The organism is Cedecea sp. B1(4) (assembly GCF_059414925.1).
Map to the genome: position 1 here is coordinate 59,755 of NZ_JCAHMZ010000004.1, position 19,401 is coordinate 79,155.

Sequence of the window (19,401 nt, forward strand, 5' to 3'; positions counted from 1 at the left end):
ATTCGTTAAGGAGAAGGACTGCGTGGAAGTTTACGAGAACGAAAACGATCAGATGGAAGCGGTTAAGCGCTTCTTTGCGGAAAACGGCAAAGCGCTGGTAGTCGGGGTTGTGCTGGGTATCGGCGCTCTGGTGGGCTGGCGTTACTGGAACGGCCACCAGGACGACTCCATGCGTGAAGCCTCCCTGGCTTACCAGAATGTGACCAGCGCGGTGAAAGCAGACCAGCCGCAAACGCTGGAAGCGGTCGAGAAATTTGCCGCTGACAACAAAAACACCTACGGCGCGCTGGCGGCGTTAGAGCTGGCGCAGCAGTTCGTGGATAAAAACGAGATGGATAAAGCGGCAACGCAGCTGCAGAACGGCCTTAGCAGCACCAAAGATGCGAACATGCAGGCGCTGATCAATCTGCGTCTGGCTCGCGTTCAGATTCAGCAGAAACAGGCTGATGCCGCGCTGAAAACCCTGGATAGCGTAAAAGGCGAAGGCTGGGTAGCGATGGTTGCCGACCTGCGCGGCGAAGCGCTGCTCAGTAAAGGGGATAAGCAGGGCGCTCGTGATGCGTGGAGCAAAGGTTCACAGACCAATGCTTCTCCGGCCCTGCGTGAAATGATGCAGATGAAAATCAATAATTTGTCCAGCTAAGAGGGACCCGATGCAATTGCGTAAACTATTTGTGCCTGGGCTGCTCTCCTTGACGCTGCTCAGCGGCTGCTCCCTGTTCAGCGGCGAAGAGGATGTGGTTAAAATGTCCCCGCTGCCAACGGTGGAAAATCAGTTCACTCCGGCAAAAGCGTGGAGCACGTCCGTGGGTGATGGAATCGGTGATTTCTACTCTAACCTGCATCCGGCGTGGCAGGGCAGCACCATCTATGCTGCTGATCGTCGCGGTACCGTGAAAGCGCTGAATGCGGACGACGGCAAAGAAGAGTGGAAGGTTGATCTCTCTGAAAAAACCGGCTTCTTCTCCAGCAATATTCCTGCTCTGCTGTCTGGCGGCCTGACCGTTGACGGCGGCCACGTTTATGTCGGCACCGAAAAAGCGAAAGTCTTCGCCCTGAACACCTCCGACGGCAGCATCGCCTGGCAGGCAAAAGTGGCTGGTGAAGCGCTGTCTCGCCCGGTTGTGAGCGACGGCGTGGTGCTGATTCATACCAGCAACGGCATGCTGCAGGCGCTGAACGAAGCAGACGGCGCGGTAAAATGGAGCGTTAACCTCGATATGCCTGCGCTGTCCCTGCGCGGTGAATCGGCTCCGGCTACCGCCTTTGGTGCCGCTATTGTCGGCGGAGATAACGGCCGCGTGAGCGCCGTGCTGATGCAGCAGGGCCAGCTTATCTGGCAGCAGCGTATCTCCCAGGCGACTGGCGCGACAGAAATTGACCGTCTGAGCGACGTGGATACCACGCCGGTTATCGTGAATGGCGTGGTTTATGCTCTGGCTTACAACGGCAACCTGACGGCGCTGGATCTGCGTTCCGGCCAGATCATGTGGAAACGTGAGATGGGCTCGGTGAACGACTTCATCGTGGACGGGAACCGCATTTACCTGGTGGATCAGAATGACCGCGTTGTGGCTCTGAACGTAGATGGCGGCGTAACGCTGTGGACGCAAAGCGATCTGCTGCACCGAAACCTGACCGCGCCAGTGCTGTACAATGGCTACCTGGTCGTTGGCGACAGCGAAGGCTACATGCACTGGATCAACAACGATGATGGGCGCTTTGTTGCCCAGCAGAAAGTGGACAGCTCCGGCTTCCAGACGACGCCAGTGGTTGCCAGCGACAAACTGCTTATCCAGGCAAAAGACGGCACGCTGTACGCCATCAAACGCTAAACTTGTCGGATAATCGTCACGTTTGAAACGGTTCCCGTAGTTCGGGAGCCGTTTTGGCTTTTTAAAAACAGCCGAAAATTGACGCTGTTTTATTAATAAATTTTGAGTAATGAGGCTTTTATAATGGTACCTGTGGTCGCGCTTGTTGGGCGCCCTAACGTCGGTAAATCGACCCTGTTTAACCGCTTAACGCGTACCCGCGATGCGCTGGTTGCGGATTTTCCGGGGCTGACTCGCGATCGCAAGTACGGTCGTGCGGAAGTCGAAGGCCGCGAGTTTATCTGTATTGATACCGGCGGTATCGATGGCACGGAAGACGGTGTGGAAACGCGCATGGCCGAGCAGTCGCTGCTGGCGATTGAAGAGGCGGATGTTGTGCTGTTCATGGTGGATGCACGTGCGGGCCTGATGCCTGCCGATGAAGCCATCGCTCAGCACCTGCGCTCCCGCCAGAAGCCAACTTTCCTGGTAGCGAACAAGACCGACGGTCTTGACCCGGACCAGGCGGTGATTGACTTCTACTCTCTGGGCCTCGGCGAAATCCACCCGATTGCGGCTTCCCATGGCCGCGGCGTGACCAGCCTGCTGGAACACGTTCTGGTGCCGTGGATGGACGATATCGACCCGCGCGAACAGCCGGAAGAGATGGACGAAGACGAAGCCTACTGGGCCGCGTTTAACGCCAAAAACGGCATTGTGTCCGATGACGAAGAGTTTGAGGAAGAAGAGGAAGAAGAAGCCTTCAATCCTCAGGATCTGCCGATCAAGCTCGCTATCGTTGGCCGTCCTAACGTAGGTAAGTCCACGCTAACTAACCGTATCCTCGGCGAAGAACGCGTTGTCGTTTATGACATGCCGGGCACCACCCGCGACAGCATCTACATCCCGATGGAGCGCGACGAGCGTGAATTCGTGCTGATTGATACTGCGGGAGTGCGTAAGCGTGGGAAAATTACTGACACGGTAGAAAAATTCTCGGTAATCAAAACCCTGCAAGCGATCGAAGATGCGAACGTTGTGCTGCTGGTTATTGATGCCCGCGAAGGCATTTCCGACCAGGATCTCTCGCTGCTGGGCTTCATCCTGAATAGTGGGCGCTCACTGGTTATCGTGGTCAACAAATGGGATGGTCTGAGCAACGAAGTTCGCGAGCAGGTAAAAGAGACGCTGGACTACCGTCTGGGCTTTATCGACTTCGCCCGTGTGCACTTCATCTCCGCTCTGCACGGCAGCGGCGTAGGTAACCTGTTCGAATCCGTGCGTGAAGCCTACGACAGCTCCACGCGTCGCGTAAGCACCGCGCTGCTGACCCGCATCATGAACATGGCGGCAGAAGATCATCAGCCACCGTTGGTGCGTGGTCGTCGCGTTAAGCTTAAATACGCGCACGCTGGCGGCTATAACCCGCCAATCGTAGTGATTCACGGCAACCAGGTAAAAGACCTGCCGGATTCCTACAAGCGTTACCTGATGAACTACTTCCGCAAATCGCTGGACGTGATGGGGACGCCAATCCGCATTCAGTTTAAGGAAGGGGAGAACCCGTTCGCCGGGAAACGTAACACCCTGACGCCGAACCAGATGCGTAAGCGTAAGCGTCTGATCAAGCACATCAAGAAAAGCAAGTAAGCGATAACGGGTGCGCCCACGTGTCATAAGCGTGAGCGCACCGGCTTAAAGATCACACCGCCATCACTGGCGTACGATGACTTAATCCTTCCAGCAATACCTCTGAACTCGCCACTGCCCCAAAAATTCCGCCCTGCATATGAATCATGCTCAGTGCCGCTTCGTGATGTTTTACTTCCGTGGCCGCACAGCAGTCGGTCAGGACCAAGCATTCAAAACCGCGGTCGTTGGCTTCACGCAGCGTGGTATGCACGCAAACATCCGTCGTAATACCGCTCAGAATCAGATTGCGGATCCCCCGGCTGCGCAGGATCAACTCTAAATCGGTAGCATAAAACGATCCTTTGCCCGGCTTATCAATAATCACTTCTCCCGCAAGCGGCGCCAGTTCCGGAATGATTTCCCAGCCCGGTTCCCCGCGGACCAGGATGCGGCCGCAGGGACCGTCGGCACCGATCTCGGCATTCATGCGTTTTGAACGCCAGCGCTTATTCGCTGGCAGGTCGCTTAAGTCCGGGCGATGCCCCTCGCGGGTATGAATAATCGGAAAGCCAAGCTCCCGCATCCGGGCCAAAACGCGCTGGAGCGGTTTTATTGGCGCTCGTGTCAGCGCAATGTCATAACCCATGCTGTCGACATAGCCTCCTTTACCGCAGAAATCGGTCTGCATATCGATAACGATCAGCGCGGTGTCGCTGGCGCTATAGTGTCCATCAAAGGGCCAGGTGTAGGGCGTTGAATTTAGAGTGTAATCAGGCATTTTTTCCCTCCATGATGCTTGCTGGAGCTTCGCTTTTGACTTTCATTATCAGGGTGTAACTGATGGCCGCTGTCACCAGGCCAATGACTGCTTCGCCAAACTGCGGGAACAGCAGGTGGGCGATAACGGCGCACAGGCTGCCGATAGCCCAGGCCGCAAAGGCACTGCCGCGCATACGGCTTGTTTTACGGCTTTGGCTAATTTTGGCCATAAAAATCAAATCAACGATCATCACCGCGCCAAACGGCGGCACGACAATACCAAGCAGGCTCAGCCATTCCAGGAAATAAGACCACACGCCCGCTAACGCTAATACGCCACCCGCCACGCCAAGAATAAGCGTCCAGAGCCGCATTTTGCTGTGGAACAGATGGCTGTAGCCAACGGCCCCGTTGTAAAGGCAGTGAGTACACACGGAGCCGAGATTAATAAACACAAACAGGCAGGCGATGGCCGACAGTAATTCTCCGTGCCCCATCAGAATCGGCAGAAAGTTTCCGCCGTTGCTTGCCGGGTCAACGGCCGCGCCGACCGCCACGATAACCACGCCAAAAAGATAAGAAATGACGTTGGCGACGGGGAAGGCCGAGAAAGCGGCTATCACGGCAGATTTCCCGTTTTTTGACCAGCGGGTGAAGTCTGCGGTCATGGTGCCGGAATCAGCAAAGCCCGCCACCACCATGGTGACGGCAGTGCCCATGCTCATGGTGCCCACGGCGGCAGGGCTGCCGTGCCATTGCAGGACGGCGCTAAAATCATGCTGCTGACTAATCAGCCACAGCGCCACCAGGCCCAGCACCACAAACAGCGGGGCCGCAACCATGCCGAGAATCGACAGAGCCCGCACGCCCAGGAAGGTGACTCCGGTGTAGAGCACGATGGCGAATGCCGTCACTGCCAGCGCGTTCCAGCCGAAGGTCTGATTAATCACCGTGCCGGTCAGGCCGGTCTGAAAGGCATACCAGCCAATCACCACGGTGGAAAGAAAGCCAGAAACCAAAATGTAGCCTTTGGTACCGAAGGTGCGTTTGGCCTGCAGGGCGAAATTCATCCCCGTTTGCCCGGCAAACCAGCTGAGGGAACCCACATAGGCAAACAGCACCAGGTTACCCAGCAGAATGGCGATAATTGCAGGCCAGAAGCCCAGCGACCAGGTAATGATGCCGCCAAACAGCGCATTGGTGAGGATCATTGGGAAGCCAAACCACACCGCCGAGACGGAGCCCGTGGAGTGACGGTGGCTTAGCGGTACGGGCTCGTGCTCAAATTCCTGCTCCAGGGCAGGGGATGATTTCTTATTCATGGACAACTCCGGGTGAAGCAGGGCTGATGTGATTCCATGGTTGAATGCGCTCGAAAGCGGCGCTTGCCGCGATCACCAGGCCATCATCCAGATGACGACCCACGATTTGCAGTCCGACGGGTAGACCGTCGGAGGTAAAGCCTGCGGGCACCGAAGCGGCCGGCTGGCCGGTAAAGTTGAAGGGGAAACAGAACGAGAGCCAGTGGTCGCTTCTGACCATGCGCCCGTCTATGATCTCCGGCCCCTGCATATTCAGTGGAAACGGCGGCACGGCAAGCGTGGGCGACAGCAGCAGGTCATAGCGCTGCATAAAGCGCCAAAGCTGATTGCAGATTTTTTTACGCTGCGTGTTGGCGTCGGTGAAGGTTTCTGCCCGCCACTCGCGCTGTAGCATGGCGCTGAGATGAGGCGACATTCGCGGCCCGAGTTTGGCCTGCATTTTACGCATGCCGGTCAGGTCGCTTTCAAAGGCGACAAGGGCGGCGAAGGTAGCAGCCTCATCGGCAATGCCGGGGTCAACTTCCTCCAGCTCTGCGCCCAGCTCACGTGCAAAACGACGCGCTGCTTCCGTCGTGACCCGGCGAACCTCACTGTCCACGGCGACATAGCCAAAATCGGCGCTAAAGGCGATACGCAGGCCGCTCAAGGGCTTTTCTACCGAGCCCAGCCAGTCAACGTCAGAGCAGGGAATTGAGTGGCGGTCGCGCATGTCCGGGCCTGCCAGCAGCGACATCATCAAGGCGGCATCCCGCACGGTGCGCGTCATGGGGCCAATGTGCTCTAACGACTCCCAGCTGGAGACGCCCGGATAGCGGTCGTCGCGGCAGCCGGGCCAAAGCGGCACGCGTCCCATCGACGCTTTCAGGCCATAGACGCCACAGTGGGCGGCCGGAATGCGTACCGAACCCCCGCCGTCGCTGCCCAGCGCAATAGGGCACATCCGGGCGGCGAGCGCTGCACCGGAACCTGCGCTGGAGCCGCCCGGCGTTTTGCTAAGATCCCAGGGGTTGCGCGGCGAGGGAAACAGGGGATTGTGCCCGACGCCGCTGTAGCCAAATTCGGGCGCGGTGGTTTTACCCAGCAGGATGGCACCTGCTGCCAGCAGACGCTCCACGGCGATATCGTCTTCCTCTGGCACAAAGTCCTGATAGGCGACAGAGCCTGAGGTGGTTTTCACCCCGGCGGTACAAATCAGATCTTTCACCGCCAGAGGAACGCCCGCCAGCGCGCCTAAGGGTTGCCCGCTGGCGCGCTTAGCATCGACGGCGTCCGCCTGAGCCAGGGCAAGTTCCGGCGTCGGGGTACAAAATGCCTGAATCAAGGGCTCTCGCGCCCGCTGGCGATCAATAGCCGCCTGAGTGACTTCCCGGGCTGAAACCTCGCCGCCGCGAATGAGTGCCGCAAGTGCAGTGGCATCTTTATCTAACAGCTCATCAAACATGAAAATCCTCCCCGTTAAAACGCATAACAGGGATAATTCAATTATTGTGCCAATGACTTCAAAAAATTGAAGGTTCAGCTACGGCGCTATCTGGGATACCAGGCAGGATACAAGCGCGAGGCCACGCAGACGGACTCTGGGCAAAAACGGTGCATGAATGCGCTAAAATTGCCTGCCTTTTGCACAGGTGTGAAATGAAACCATCTTAACGTTATGGGTATATAATGCGGCTCATTGATGACTTAGCGGGAGGGAAGGATGATGGTTAATTGCCCGGCGTGTAGTAGCGAACTGAAACAAACGGACGATGGGGCACACTGCGATGCCTGCGGGAAGGACTTCCGCCTCGAAGCGCTTTGCCCGGACTGCCATAAGCCGTTGCAGGTGCTGAAGGCGTGTGGGGCGGTGGATTATTTCTGTCAGAATGGCCACGGACTGATTTCTAAAAAGCGCGTGGAGTTTGTGCCCGCCGCGCTCTGAGCGACTTATTCATTTTTCGCCGCGGGCTTGCGCTTCCGCGGTGCTTTCACCGGTTTAATGCCCGTCACCTGACTCTCGACCCAGCCATCATCCAGACGCGTGGTTAGCGTGTCCCCAGACTTCACCTGTTTGGTCTTCTTGAGCACTTTGCCGTCTTCGGCGGTAGTCACGCTGTAGCCGCGCGCGAGCGTCGCCAGCGGGCTGACGGCTTCCAACTGGGCGAGCGCGGTGCCAAAGCGTTGTTTCGTCTGGCTAAGCTGAGCGCTTACTAACTGCGACAGGCGGTATTCCAGCTGCTGTAAGCGAGACTGGGCGCGGTGAATGCGGGGCTGAGGCTGCTGTTGGTTAAGACGCTGGCTAAGGCGTAGCTGCTGCTGACTAGCCCGGCGCATTTTGCCGTCCATTGCCACGGTCAGACGCTGGCGCAGGCGCTCGAGTGTGGTTTGTTGGCGGGCTAAACGTAGTTGAGGATGCTGCTGCTGCAGGCGGTGGTGTAGCTGGGTAAACCTCCGCGAGCGCTGGGCGAGGTAATAGTCCATCGCCATTTCCATACGCTGCTGCTGAGCCTGAAGCTGGCGGAGTAACTCCGTCTGATTGCGGCTGACGATTTCCGCCGCAGCGGACGGCGTTGGTGCACGTAAATCAGCGACAAAATCGGCAATCGTGACGTCAGTTTCATGCCCTACGGCGCTAACAACCGGGATCTTGCTTGCAAATATTGCCCGCGCAACCCGCTCATCGTTAAAGCTCCATAGATCTTCCAGCGAGCCGCCGCCGCGCCCGACAATCAGCACGTCACATTCGTTGCGCAGGTTGGCCAGCTGAATGGCGCGCACAATCTGCAGCGGGGCGTCGGCGCCCTGAACGGCGGTCGGGTAGATAATGACCGGCAGGGACGGATCGCGGCGCTGTAAAACGTGCAGCACATCATGCAGGGCCGCACCGGTTTTAGACGTAATAACGCCAACCTGGCGAGCCGGAATGGGCAGCGGCTGCTTGTGCAACGGGTCGAAAAGTCCTTCGGCGCTCAGCTTCTGCTTGAGCTGCTCGTACTGCTGCTGCAACAGCCCTTCACCGGCGGGCTGCATACTTTCGACAATAATCTGGTAGTCGCCGCGCGGCTCGTAAAGGGTGATGTTAGCGCGCACTAACACCTGCTGGCCGTGCTGTGGGCGGAAGGTCACGCGGCGGTTGCTGGTGCGGAACATCGCGCAGCGCACCTGAGCGGTATCGTCTTTGAGCGTGAAATACCAGTGGCCTGAAGAGGGCTGGCTGAAGTTAGAAATTTCACCGCTGATCCAGACCTGCCCCATTTCCTGCTCAAGCAGCAAACGCACCGTCTGGTTCAGGCGCGAAACGGTATAAATTGAGGGAGAATTTTGCGTCGACATGTGAGCTGGATCAAATTCTAAATCAGCAGGTTATTCAGTCGATAGTAACCCGCAGACCAGGGATCGCAAGCATTATTTGCAAAAAGGTGTGGATGCAACCGATTACGCTCTGTATAATGCCGCGGCAATATTTATTAACCTCCAGGTAGAGATATTGCCCATGCTACGTATCGCCAAAGAAGCCCTGACGTTTGACGACGTCCTCCTCGTTCCCGCTCACTCCACTGTTCTGCCGAATACTGCCGATCTCAGTACCCAGCTGACAAAAACTATTCGCCTGAATATTCCAATGCTCTCTGCGGCGATGGACACCGTAACGGAAGCGCGTCTGGCTATCGCCCTGGCACAGGAAGGCGGCATCGGCTTTATCCACAAAAATATGCCTATCGAGCGCCAGGCTGAAGAAGTCAGGCGCGTGAAAAAACACGAAAGCGGCGTAGTCACCGACCCGCAAACCGTGCTGCCGTCCACCACCCTGCGTGAAGTAAAAGAATTAACCGAGCGTAACGGCTTTGCCGGCTACCCGGTGGTGACCGAAGACAACGAGCTGGTGGGCATCATCACCGGCCGTGACGTGCGCTTCGTGACCGACCTGGCCCAGCCAGTTAGCGTATACATGACCCCGAAAGAGCGTCTGGTTACCGTGAAAGAAGGCGAAGCGCGCGACGTCGTGCTGTCTAAAATGCACGAAAAACGCGTTGAGAAAGCGCTGGTTGTGGATGCGGGCTTCCACCTGCGCGGCATGATCACCGTAAAAGACTTCCAGAAAGCAGAGCGTAAACCTAACGCCTGTAAAGATGAGCAGGGCCGTCTGCGCGTTGGAGCTGCGGTTGGCGCAGGCGCAGGCAACGAAGAGCGTGTTGACGCGCTGGTCGCTGCTGGCGTTGATATTCTGCTGATTGACTCCTCTCACGGCCACTCCGAAGGCGTTCTGCAACGTATTCGTGAAACCCGTGCTAAATATCCTGACCTGCAAATCATCGGCGGTAACGTAGCAACCGCCGCTGGTGCTCGCGCCCTGGCCGAAGCTGGCTGCAGCGCGGTGAAGGTCGGGATCGGTCCTGGCTCTATCTGTACTACTCGTATTGTTACCGGCGTAGGTGTACCGCAGATCACTGCTGTGGCTGACGCAGTTGAAGCGCTGGAAGGCACCGGTATTCCGGTTATCGCTGACGGCGGTATCCGCTTCTCAGGCGACATCGCGAAAGCCATCGCCGCAGGCGCAGCTGCCGTTATGGTTGGCGGTATGCTGGCAGGTACCGAAGAGTCTCCGGGCGAAATCGAACTGTACCAGGGCCGTGCGTTCAAATCCTACCGCGGCATGGGTTCTCTGGGCGCGATGTCCAAAGGCTCTTCTGACCGTTACTTCCAGACCGACAACGCCGCAGACAAACTGGTGCCGGAAGGTATCGAAGGTCGCGTGGCGTACAAAGGCCGTCTGAAAGAGATCGTGCACCAGCAGATGGGCGGCCTGCGTTCCTGCATGGGCCTGACCGGCTGTGGTACTATCGACTTGCTGCGCACTAAAGCAGAATTCGTACGTATCAGCGGCGCGGGCATCCAGGAAAGCCACGTTCACGACGTGACGATCACCAAAGAGTCCCCGAACTACCGTATGGGCTCCTGATTTCACTAGCCCGGCCACGCGCCGGGCTATTTATATTCTCGTTTCACTTGCCTCGGAATTAACGTCCATGACGGAAAACATTCATAAACATCGCATCCTGATCCTCGACTTCGGCTCTCAGTACACTCAGCTGGTGGCGCGCCGCGTCCGTGAGCTGGGCGTTTACTGCGAACTGTGGGCCTGGGATGTTACCGAAGCTCAAATTCGTGAGTTCAACCCAAGCGGCATCATCCTTTCCGGCGGCCCGGAAAGCACGACCGAAGAAAACAGCCCGCGTGCACCTGAGTACGTGTTCGAAGCCGGTGTGCCGGTGTTCGGCGTTTGCTACGGCATGCAGACCATGGCCATGCAGCTGGGCGGCCACGTTGAAAGCTCTACCGAGCGTGAATTTGGCTACGCGCAGGTTGAAGTGAAAACCGACAGCGCGCTGGTTCGCGGCATCGAAGACTCCCTGAGCGCAGCCGGTCAACCGCTGTTGGACGTCTGGATGAGCCACGGCGACAAAGTCACCGCTATCCCGTCTGACTTCGTGACCGTTGCCAGCACCGAAACCTGTCCGTTTGCCATTATGGCCAACGAAGAAAAACGCTTCTACGGCGTGCAGTTCCACCCGGAAGTGACCCACACCCGTCAGGGTCAGCGTCTGCTGGAGCGTTTTGTGCTGGAAATCTGCGGCTGCGAAGCGCTGTGGACCCCGGCAAAAATCATCGAAGACGCCATCGTCCGCATCCGCGAGCAGGTGGGTGACGATAAAGTTATCCTCGGCCTGTCCGGCGGCGTTGACTCTTCCGTGACCGCGATGCTGCTGCACCGCGCCATCGGCAAAAACCTGACCTGCGTGTTTGTGGACAACGGCCTGCTGCGCCTGAACGAAGCTCAGCAGGTGATGGACATGTTCGGCGACCACTTCGGCCTGAACATCGTTCACGTTGAAGGCGAAAACCGCTTCCTGACCGCGCTGGCGGGCGAGAACGACCCGGAAGCCAAGCGTAAGATTATCGGCCGCGTGTTCGTGGAAGTGTTCGACGAAGAAGCGCTGAAGCTGGAAGACGTTAAATGGCTGGCGCAGGGCACCATCTACCCTGACGTTATCGAGTCTGCGGCCTCCGCGACCGGGAAAGCACACGTCATCAAATCTCACCACAACGTGGGCGGCCTGCCGAAAGAGATGAAGATGGGCCTGGTTGAGCCGCTGCGTGAGCTGTTCAAAGACGAAGTGCGTAAAATCGGCCTCGAGCTGGGCCTGCCGTACGACATGCTTTACCGCCACCCGTTCCCGGGCCCAGGCCTTGGCGTTCGCGTGCTGGGTGAAGTGAAGAAAGAGTACTGCGACCTGCTGCGCCGCGCCGACGCTATCTTCATCGAAGAGCTGCACAAAGCTGACCTGTACAACAAAGTGAGCCAGGCGTTCACCGTGTTCCTGCCGGTCCGTTCTGTGGGCGTAATGGGCGATGGCCGCAAGTACGACTGGGTTGTTTCCCTGCGTGCGGTAGAAACCATCGACTTCATGACCGCGCACTGGGCGCACCTGCCGTATGACTTCCTCGGCCGCGTGTCCAACCGCATCATCAACGAAGTGAACGGCATCTCCCGCGTGGTTTACGATATCTCCGGTAAGCCGCCAGCGACGATTGAGTGGGAATAATCACTCTCTTAGCTGATTAGATGTGCTGAAAGCCCGCGATTGCGGGCTTTTTTATATTTATCTTCTCTCAGTTATGCAGCTTCATCCCCTTTATCACCTTATCCACCACCTTCTTCGGGCCGCGCATTGCCAGGCCGACCAGGTTCATGCTGTCGGCATCTTCTGCTTTGAAGACTTCCCGGTTGGCTGCGTCATGCCCGGTGGAAAACATGGCGTGTACGTAAGGGATCAGGGTTAGTTCGCGCTCCAGGCCTTTGCGGTGCGCAGTTTGCAGCCCGGCGAGGTCGGATTCGAAAATCAGCATCGGCTGACCGGACAAATTGCCGTATTCGCGGCCTTTCGCGTCTATGTAGGGAGCGCCCATGATTTCCGGGGAGGCGGCGGCCACGCCGGTGCCGAGAAAAGCCACCACGTTCAGGCGCTGCCAGGTGGGTAAATCGTCGCGTACGATAAAGGCAATTTTGGTATCAAACATCTGTCCTGCTTCTCCGTTTATCTTTCTGAGAAAGCATCATCGGAGATTGCAGGGCGGTCAGTATAGAACGTTTGTGCAGCGTCGCTGGTAGGCGACGGGGGAGAGGCGATAGGCGCGCTGGAACCAGCGTCCCATGTGGCTTTGGTCGGCAAATCCGGTTTGTGAGGCGACCAGCGCAGGCTCTTTCCCCTGGGCCAGCAGCGAGCGGGCGGTACGCAGGCGAAGCCGCACCAGGTAAGCGTGGGGCGACTGGCCAAAAGCCTGCTTAAACTGGCGGTTGAGCCGGAACCTGTCGATCCCGGAGTGCAGCGCGAGTTCGTCGAGGCTGATGTCCAGATGCATCCGATCGTGAAGAAAATTCCGGACCTCATACATTTGCCGCAGCGCATCCTTTGAGGCAGAAGGCGGCCTGAGGCTGATGTGGCGGGAAAGCAGGGCGACAAGGTGGTCGAGCGTCTGGTCGCGGGCGAGCCGCCCTTCGCGATGGTGTACGGCAAAAAACGCCTGCTGAATAGCAATACTTAGCTGCGGGTCGTCCGCCAGAGTGTTATGGAAAGCGGCTTCCAGCGTGGCGATGTTGCCCAGCCCGCGACGCTGCATGTTCTCGCTTACCCAGGCTTGCGGCAGGTAGAGCATCGCGTAAGTAAAGCCTTCGGCTTCGGGAGCGTGGCCGTCGTGCACCGCGCCGGGTTCAATCAGAATGGCTCTGCCCGGATGGCTGGTATGCGTGGTGCGGTGGCAGTTAAAACGCTGGAGCCCTTGCTGCGTCACGCCGACAAGCACTTCGTCGTGATCGTGCGCGTCATAAGCGTGGCCGGAGAAGTGAGCGTTAATGCTTTCGATGCCGCTCTCTTCATCGCGATTGATATCAACCCAGTCACTGCTCGTTTTGTCGCGCGTTGTCATCAATCTGGCCTCGTTAGCTACCGTAAAGAAAACCACTTTCTCAAAAGTTAAAATGCCCGATAACTATCAAATAGCATTCCCTGCAGGCCATGCAATTTGGGGGTAATTTATTCGCCCTCAGCATCATACAAATTCTGGCTATGCTGAATGGTGTCTATATTTTCCAGCGTCCAGTTAAACAGAATCGAGAAAGGCTCCTGCAAGGATTGCCCGAGCGGGGTCAGTGAATATTCCACGCCGAGCACCCTGCCATCCAGCACTTTGCGTTTGACCATGCCGTTGCGCTCCAGCTTGCGCAGCGTCTGCGTCAGGACTCTCTGCGTCACACCCTCTAGCCTTCGCTTAATGGCGTTAAAACGCTGCGGCTCGCGAAGCACTTCCAACACCATCATCGACCACTTATCGGCTATTTGATCCAGCACGATACGGCTGGGGCAGTCTGCCCGGTAAACGATGTCACTTTTGCTCATCGGTATCCTCCAGCATCCCTGGGATGGTTAAGGTGCGTAATTGACGCCAGGTATCCAAAATATACTATTCAGGGGCTGGCGAAAATACCGGCAGGCTATTTTCCAAATGATAAAGGATACCCCGATGAGAAAAACAAATTACAGCAAGCTCCTGCTTACTCAGCGCCATGGCGTGATGACGGTAACGATCAACAATCCGCCGGTGAATGTACTTGATGCGGCGCTCATGTCCGAACTCACCCAGGTTCTGCTTGCTCTGCGTAGCGATCCCGCTATTAAGGTTTTGGTTTTCGACAGTGCAATCCCTGAATTCTTTATTGCGCATGTGGATATGGCGCTGATTGATGAGCCTCACGCCTTCGACGAATTAGCCAAGGCGGCTCCTGATGGGCTAAATCCTTTCCAGGCTTTTGGCGAACTCTTACGCTGCCAGCCGCAGGTTACCCTCGTGAAACTGGCTGGCCTCGCGCGCGGCGGAGGCGCGGAGTTTGTTGCCGCCGCAGACATGGTGTTTGCTGCAGAAAAACGGGCAGGTCTGGCGCAGTGTGAAGCGTTGATGGGTATTGTTCCCGGCGGAGGGGCGACGCAATATCTGTCCGACAGAATGACGCGAGGCAGGGCGCTTGAAGTGGTGCTGGGGGCAGATCTTATAGATGCCAAATTGGCGGAGCGATATGGCTGGATAAATCGTGCCTTACCTGATGACGAACTGGACTCTTTTGTTGAAAGACTAGCTAACAACATTGCCAGCCTGCCTGACGGCGTGATTGAGGCAGCGAAAAAAGCCATTCCGGCTTCGGATCTTAGGGAAGGGTTCCACCGCGAACACGAGGCCTGGGCTGGACTCTTTGCCCGGCCTGCGGCAGAGAGGTTGATCCGTGGCGGGCTGAAGGCCGGGGCGCAAACCGTCGAAGGAGAAGCAAGGCTTGAAAGCCTGCTGCGCGACCTCAGTATCTGACTCAAAAGCTCGCTATATAAATCCCGAGTGATCTGTTAAAACATCTGGCGGCCTGACTACGGCAAAAGTTAAACAAGACTGAGGTAACGAACACCATGAATAAAGCAGATCATCTCCATGCGGTCACGGCCAAAGCCCGAGCGATCATGACACGGAACAATGTTGAGGCTTTGGTGGTGACCACCCCGGACAACTTTTGCCATGTCACCGGGTTTGCCAGTTTCTTTATGTACACCTTCCGCCACACAGGCGCGGCGCTGGCGGTCATTTTCCGGGATGAAAAGCTGCCATCTTTGATCGTGGTGAACGAGTTTGAGGCGGCCGGCCTGCAGTTTGATCTGCCGAACTATGAGCTGAAGACCTTCCCGGTTTGGGTGGATGTGGATGAGCCTTTCAACCCACAGCGAGTGGTAAAAGAGCGGCCGATTGGCCCGCCTGTGGAGGCCGTTTTCACGCTGCTCAAGTCCACATTGGCGGACGCGGGGGTGCTGGATAAAAACATCGCTATCGAGCTGAATGCGATGAGCAACGGCGGTAAGCAGACCCTGGATAAGGTGATCCCGAATCTACGGCTGGTGGACTCTACGGTAATCTTCAATGAGCTGCGGATGGTCAAAAGCCCGTGGGAGATAGCCTTTCTGCGTAAAAGCGCGCAGGTAACCGAGTATGGCATCAGTGAAGCCTTTAAGGCGATTGGCGCGGGTTGTTCGGCGTGGGATCTCACCGCCGCCTATAAAGCGGCCATTATGCAGCACCCGGAGACCAACCTTTCGCGCTTCCATTTGATCTCTGTGGGCGACGATTTTGCCCCCAAATTACTTCCGAGTCGTGAACCCGTTAAACCGGGGGACTTAATCAAATTTGACTGCGGCGTGGATGTCGCCGGTTACGGCGCGGATTTGGCGCGCACCGTGGTGTTCGGGCAGCCAACGGCCATGGCCGAGCGAATCTATCAAACCATTTTGCAAGGCCACGAGCATATGCTCGGCCTGATTGGCCCAGGCGTGAAGCTCAGCCACGTGTTTAACGACACGATGAGCAAAATCAAAGCCAATGGCTTGCCGCACTATAATCGCGGCCATTTAGGGCACGGCGACGGGCTGTTTTTAGGCCTGGAAGAGGCGCCATTCGTGAGCGCTGCGGCGACCGAAACTTTTGAGCCGGGCATGGTCTTTAGCGTGGAAACGCCTTACTACGGTATCGGCATCGGGGCGATCATGTTGGAAGATATGTTGCTCATCACCGATGACGGTTATGAATTGTTTAGCCAGTTAGCCAGAACGTTACAGCGTTTTGAGTAAGCTTAATCCGGGGCAAGGCGTTGCCCCTTTATTTTGCTGAGCTATCGACCTCAGCTAAAAAACGCCAGCTTGACCGCAAATATCGCCAGGAACAGGCCAGTGGCTTTCCCCAGCAGATAAACCATGCCCGGTCGGGAACGCACTTTCTCGGCAAGCGAAGTCGTCAGGAAGATCATTATCGAACAATAGATAAAGGTCAGCGCGGCCGCCGTTCCCGCCAGAATAGCGAACGTCGGGATCCCCAGGCTACGCGCGGGGTCGATAAACAGCGGCAGGAACATCACGTAAAACAGAATGGGTTTGGGGTTCATCAGGGTGATGACCATGCCCTGCAAAAAAGGCGTTCTTTTACCGGTCACCGGCGGCGGGGCACTGGTTTTCGCCTTGAGCAGCAGCTGCGCACCCATCCACAGCAGGTAAGCTGCGCCCAGCCACTTAATTATCTGGAAAATATGCGGCGAGGATTCGAGCAGCGCCGCCACGCCCGCGATAGCCAACCACAGCAGCACCTGGTCACCCAGAATAATCCCCATCAGGCAGAGATAGCCGCTGCGCGCGCCGCCTTTGCTGGCGCTGGTGATCAGGATCAGATTCCCGGGGCCGGGAATGATTAACAGCAGGATGAAAGAGACGACAAAGGTGCCGTAATGAATGATGCCGGGCATGCTCAGGTTTTCCTTAAAGTGCTTAGTTCAGATGATGCATTCTTGCTTTTATGCGCCGTACTGGCTGGCTTTATGATGGGAAGGAAGGCCGGTATGCGGCAACCGAAAAGCGTGATATGTTTTCCTTATCTATGAAGAATTTCGATTTGTCGAAAGCTGCTCTTTCCAATAACTGACTGAAAATATGGCCGGAATAAAGCTAAATCAGCTGGAAATGCTGATAGCCGTAGTGGAAAACAATGGTTTCAGCGCCGCAGCCGCAGCATTGGGCTGTACTCAGTCGCGCATCAGCCATGCGATTGCCGAGCTGGAACAACACCTGAATGTGCGCCTGCTTCACCGCTCGCGCAGCGGCTGCGTGCCGACTGCCGCCTGCACGCAAATCCTCAAAGATGCGAAAAAAATCATGCAGCTGCTGGACGGTATTGAGCAGACTGCGTCGGAAGCGCCACAGCTTGCCGGGCGCGTGAGGGTGGCCTGCTTCCGCAGCGCAACGGCGAACCTGTTGCCGCCTTATTTTGAGGCGCTGGCCACGGCGCTGCCTGATATTCATCTGGATATTGATGACAGCGCGACGGAATACCATCATCTCAACGACGCGGTGGTGTCCGGGCGGGCGGATATCGGTATTACCATTCAGGGCTACCCGGACTCGCTGCACGGCGTGCCGTACATCAGCGATCCTTACGTGCTGATGCTGCCGCGCAGCTTCCGCCTGCGGCAGCCTTTTAGCTGGCAGCAGTTAGAAAACCTGCCGTTTATCCAGCCGAATGCCAACACCTTAAGCCCCGCCGTGGAGCGCTGCCGCGAGATGGGACTCCGTAATGAGGTGGTGCATAAGCTGGCCAGCGACAGCGGGATAGTCGGGCTGGTGAATCAGGGGCTGGGGTTCTCCATTATGCCGTGGCTGTCGGTGCTGCCGGTGCCGGAAAATATGCGCATTCTGGATTTGCCCCAGCCGCTGCGCCGCCATTTGTTCATCGTCACCCGCCCCGAGCTGCGCCATGACAAAGTGATCGCCACGCTGATTAACTTCCTGCGCGATAAGGCGCTGATCCGCACGACCAGTGTCTGGCGTTCGGGTATGCTGGCTTTCGATTACTGACCGGTTTTTGCCAGGCGCTCTTGCAGGCTCGCAAGATCCGGTAAAAACCAGCAGCTTTTGCCCCGATTACATTCCACGATCAGCGCTTCAAGCGCCTTGCTCTTCCTTTGCCAGGGTTCAACGTCCCCGATGATCGCCAGCCCAAGCCGGTAATTCACCAGTTTTTGTAGCCACAGGCCCGCCACGCCGGTACGCAAATCGAAAAAGCTTGCTGGTAGTCGCTCGACGGGGATGGCGATCCACTCCGCCTGCCGTTCAATGGCCTGGCTGATACCTTCCCGCACCGCGTTGTCATCAAACGTGGGGCCTTGCTCAGTAAAACAGAGCACTTTGGTTTCCCCTGCCTGGATGAGTGCTTCAGTCATTACTGCGACGCCTTCGTTTATGCCAGCCACTGGCTGGTCAGTGACATGGCCTGAGTGTCAAAGTCGATACGCATCCGCACCCCGAGCGGGAGTGTCAGCATTGGGTGCGTGTGGCAGCAGTCAAAATCAGAGACGATGGGGATCTCGCGGCCGTTCAGCACTTCCCTCAGGATGTGCAGCGGCGTTTTTCCGCTGCCCTGATCGTCAAACAGCTCGTGTCTGCCGAGCACAATGGCGGCGATGCGGTCGAAAACGCCGCACAGTAAAAGATGGGAAAACTCCCTCTCCAGCTCAGCCGCGCTGTGCAGGCTGTCTTCAATAAACAGAATATCGCCGCGGTTGATATCGGGCATGTATTCGCTGCCCCAGATGCCATAAAGCGTATTCAGGTTGCCGCCAATGACGCGGCCTTCTACCTTGCCTTCGCCCTCGAAGCACCAGCCGCCTGGACGCAGGGTTTTCGCCCGGGATTGTGTTTCCCAGTCGAGCATTTCCTCGGTCCACGCTGCGGGCTGGCTCAGCGTGTAGGGCAGTTCCTGAGGCCGGCTGAGAATATTGAGGAAATAGTCAAACGTGCTGTCGACCAGCGGAGGGAATTCTCCCAAAGAAGCCACCACCGCCGGGCCATAAAAGGTAATCAACCCAGTTCTTTGATAGATGCCCGCCAGCAGCGCGGTCACGTCCGAATAGCCGATGATGATTTTGGGATCTTTCATCAGCTGCGCGTAGTCAATATAAGGCAGCAGCGAGTTGCTGTTTAAGCCGCCAATAGCCGAAATAATGCAGCGCACGTTCGGGTCATGCAAAAGGGCATTAAACTCATCCGCCCGTTTGCGAATGGAGCCAGAACGCCAGTAATCCTTTTTGCCCGTCAGGCTGCCTTCCTGCAGACAGAATCCCTGCGACTCAATAAACGCTTTTGCCCTTTGATAGCGCTGCGGGGCAAACTCGGTGGCCGCCGATGAGGGGGAAAACACGGCGATCGTGTCTCCCACCGTTAATGGGCGAGCATAAATTTGCGGCATGGCGACTTCTCCCTGTGGGT

General features: G+C 57.0%; 19 protein-coding genes. 9 read left to right on the forward strand and 10 right to left on the reverse strand.

Annotated elements, in window-relative coordinates; translation table 11 throughout:
* Positions 1–22 precede the first annotated feature (22 nt).
* From ACR6JA_RS09910 to der, 3 genes are all read left to right on the forward strand, one after another.
* On the forward strand, positions 23–643 hold the full coding sequence (locus tag ACR6JA_RS09910; protein ID WP_494492652.1) for a YfgM family protein: 621 nt from the start codon (positions 23–25) through the stop codon (positions 641–643).
* Between the two features lie 10 nt (positions 644–653).
* Positions 654–1,835, forward strand: a complete 1,182-nt coding sequence (gene bamB / locus ACR6JA_RS09915; protein WP_166871687.1) for an outer membrane protein assembly factor BamB — start codon at positions 654–656, stop codon at positions 1,833–1,835.
* A 123-nt stretch (positions 1,836–1,958) separates the two neighbouring features.
* A complete protein-coding gene (gene der / locus ACR6JA_RS09920) occupies positions 1,959–3,464 on the forward strand; it encodes a ribosome biogenesis GTPase Der (RefSeq protein WP_039305677.1) in 1,506 nt (501 codons plus the stop codon).
* Between the two features lie 52 nt (positions 3,465–3,516).
* On the opposite strand, the gene biuH is transcribed toward der, so the two are convergent.
* Genes biuH through ACR6JA_RS09935 form a run of 3 tightly spaced genes read right to left on the reverse strand, consistent with a single transcriptional unit; the run spans position 3,517 to position 6,968 of the window.
* Positions 3,517–4,224 carry a biuret amidohydrolase gene (biuH, locus tag ACR6JA_RS09925; protein ID WP_494492653.1) on the reverse strand — a complete coding sequence of 236 codons (708 nt, stop codon included), beginning with the start codon at positions 4,222–4,224 and terminating at the stop codon, positions 3,517–3,519.
* Entirely contained in the window at positions 4,217–5,527 is a 1,311-nt protein-coding gene (locus ACR6JA_RS09930) for a purine-cytosine permease family protein (RefSeq protein WP_494492654.1), read from the reverse strand. The genes biuH and ACR6JA_RS09930 overlap by 8 nt, the downstream gene beginning before the upstream one ends.
* Positions 5,520–6,968 carry an amidase gene (locus ACR6JA_RS09935; protein ID WP_494492655.1) on the reverse strand — a complete coding sequence of 483 codons (1,449 nt, stop codon included), beginning with the start codon at positions 6,966–6,968 and terminating at the stop codon, positions 5,520–5,522. Before ACR6JA_RS09935 ends, ACR6JA_RS09930 begins: the two co-directional genes overlap by 8 nt.
* 258 nt (positions 6,969–7,226) lie before the next feature.
* Between ACR6JA_RS09935 and ACR6JA_RS09940 the strand changes: the two genes are divergently transcribed.
* Positions 7,227–7,448: a zinc ribbon domain-containing protein gene (locus ACR6JA_RS09940; protein WP_213715559.1), complete on the forward strand. Its 222-nt coding sequence runs from the start codon at positions 7,227–7,229 to the stop codon at positions 7,446–7,448.
* 5 nt (positions 7,449–7,453) lie between these two features.
* Here ACR6JA_RS09940 and xseA read toward each other — a convergent pair whose 3' ends face one another.
* Complete coding sequence (xseA, locus tag ACR6JA_RS09945) at positions 7,454–8,839, reverse strand: exodeoxyribonuclease VII large subunit (protein WP_494492656.1); 1,386 nt, start codon at positions 8,837–8,839, stop codon at positions 7,454–7,456.
* A gap of 160 nt (positions 8,840–8,999) precedes the next feature.
* Here xseA and guaB point away from each other — a divergent pair, with 160 nt between their 5' ends.
* Both guaB and guaA read left to right on the forward strand, forming a co-directional pair.
* Positions 9,000–10,466, forward strand: a complete 1,467-nt coding sequence (gene guaB, locus ACR6JA_RS09950) for an IMP dehydrogenase (RefSeq protein ID WP_213715561.1) — start codon at positions 9,000–9,002, stop codon at positions 10,464–10,466.
* A gap of 67 nt (positions 10,467–10,533) precedes the next feature.
* The gene (guaA, locus tag ACR6JA_RS09955; RefSeq protein WP_213715562.1) at positions 10,534–12,111 is read left to right on the forward strand and encodes a glutamine-hydrolyzing GMP synthase; all 1,578 of its coding nucleotides are present in this window, start codon (positions 10,534–10,536) and stop codon (positions 12,109–12,111) included.
* A 67-nt stretch (positions 12,112–12,178) separates the two neighbouring features.
* On the opposite strand, the gene ACR6JA_RS09960 is transcribed toward guaA, so the two are convergent.
* The 3 genes from ACR6JA_RS09960 to ACR6JA_RS09970 form a co-directional block, all read right to left on the reverse strand.
* On the reverse strand, positions 12,179–12,586 hold the full coding sequence (locus ACR6JA_RS09960; protein WP_494492657.1) for a DUF2000 family protein: 408 nt from the start codon (positions 12,584–12,586) through the stop codon (positions 12,179–12,181).
* A 57-nt stretch (positions 12,587–12,643) separates the two neighbouring features.
* Positions 12,644–13,492: an AraC family transcriptional regulator gene (locus ACR6JA_RS09965; RefSeq protein WP_494492658.1), complete on the reverse strand. Its 849-nt coding sequence runs from the start codon at positions 13,490–13,492 to the stop codon at positions 12,644–12,646.
* Positions 13,493–13,599: 107 nt separating this feature from the next.
* Positions 13,600–13,962, reverse strand: a complete 363-nt coding sequence (locus ACR6JA_RS09970) for a winged helix-turn-helix transcriptional regulator (RefSeq protein ID WP_213715565.1) — start codon at positions 13,960–13,962, stop codon at positions 13,600–13,602.
* Between the two features lie 124 nt (positions 13,963–14,086).
* Between ACR6JA_RS09970 and ACR6JA_RS09975 the strand changes: the two genes are divergently transcribed.
* A complete protein-coding gene (locus ACR6JA_RS09975) occupies positions 14,087–14,920 on the forward strand; it encodes an enoyl-CoA hydratase/isomerase family protein (protein ID WP_494492659.1) in 834 nt (277 codons plus the stop codon).
* A gap of 95 nt (positions 14,921–15,015) precedes the next feature.
* Positions 15,016–16,221, forward strand: a complete 1,206-nt coding sequence (locus ACR6JA_RS09980) for a M24 family metallopeptidase (RefSeq protein WP_494492660.1) — start codon at positions 15,016–15,018, stop codon at positions 16,219–16,221.
* 50 nt (positions 16,222–16,271) lie between these two features.
* Here ACR6JA_RS09980 and ACR6JA_RS09985 read toward each other — a convergent pair whose 3' ends face one another.
* Complete coding sequence (locus ACR6JA_RS09985) at positions 16,272–16,886, reverse strand: LysE family transporter (protein ID WP_494492661.1); 615 nt, start codon at positions 16,884–16,886, stop codon at positions 16,272–16,274.
* Positions 16,887–17,070: 184 nt separating this feature from the next.
* On the opposite strand from ACR6JA_RS09985, the gene ACR6JA_RS09990 reads away from it, so the two are divergent.
* On the forward strand, positions 17,071–17,991 hold the full coding sequence (locus ACR6JA_RS09990) for a LysR family transcriptional regulator (RefSeq protein WP_213715569.1): 921 nt from the start codon (positions 17,071–17,073) through the stop codon (positions 17,989–17,991).
* On the opposite strand, the gene ACR6JA_RS09995 is transcribed toward ACR6JA_RS09990, so the two are convergent.
* Both ACR6JA_RS09995 and ACR6JA_RS10000 read right to left on the reverse strand, forming a co-directional pair.
* Entirely contained in the window at positions 17,985–18,356 is a 372-nt protein-coding gene (locus ACR6JA_RS09995; RefSeq protein ID WP_494492662.1) for a DUF4180 domain-containing protein, read from the reverse strand. The two genes, ACR6JA_RS09990 and ACR6JA_RS09995, sit on opposite strands and share 7 nt — an antisense overlap.
* 17 nt (positions 18,357–18,373) lie before the next feature.
* Complete coding sequence (locus tag ACR6JA_RS10000) at positions 18,374–19,381, reverse strand: S66 family peptidase (RefSeq protein WP_494492663.1); 1,008 nt, start codon at positions 19,379–19,381, stop codon at positions 18,374–18,376.
* Positions 19,382–19,401 lie beyond the last annotated feature (20 nt).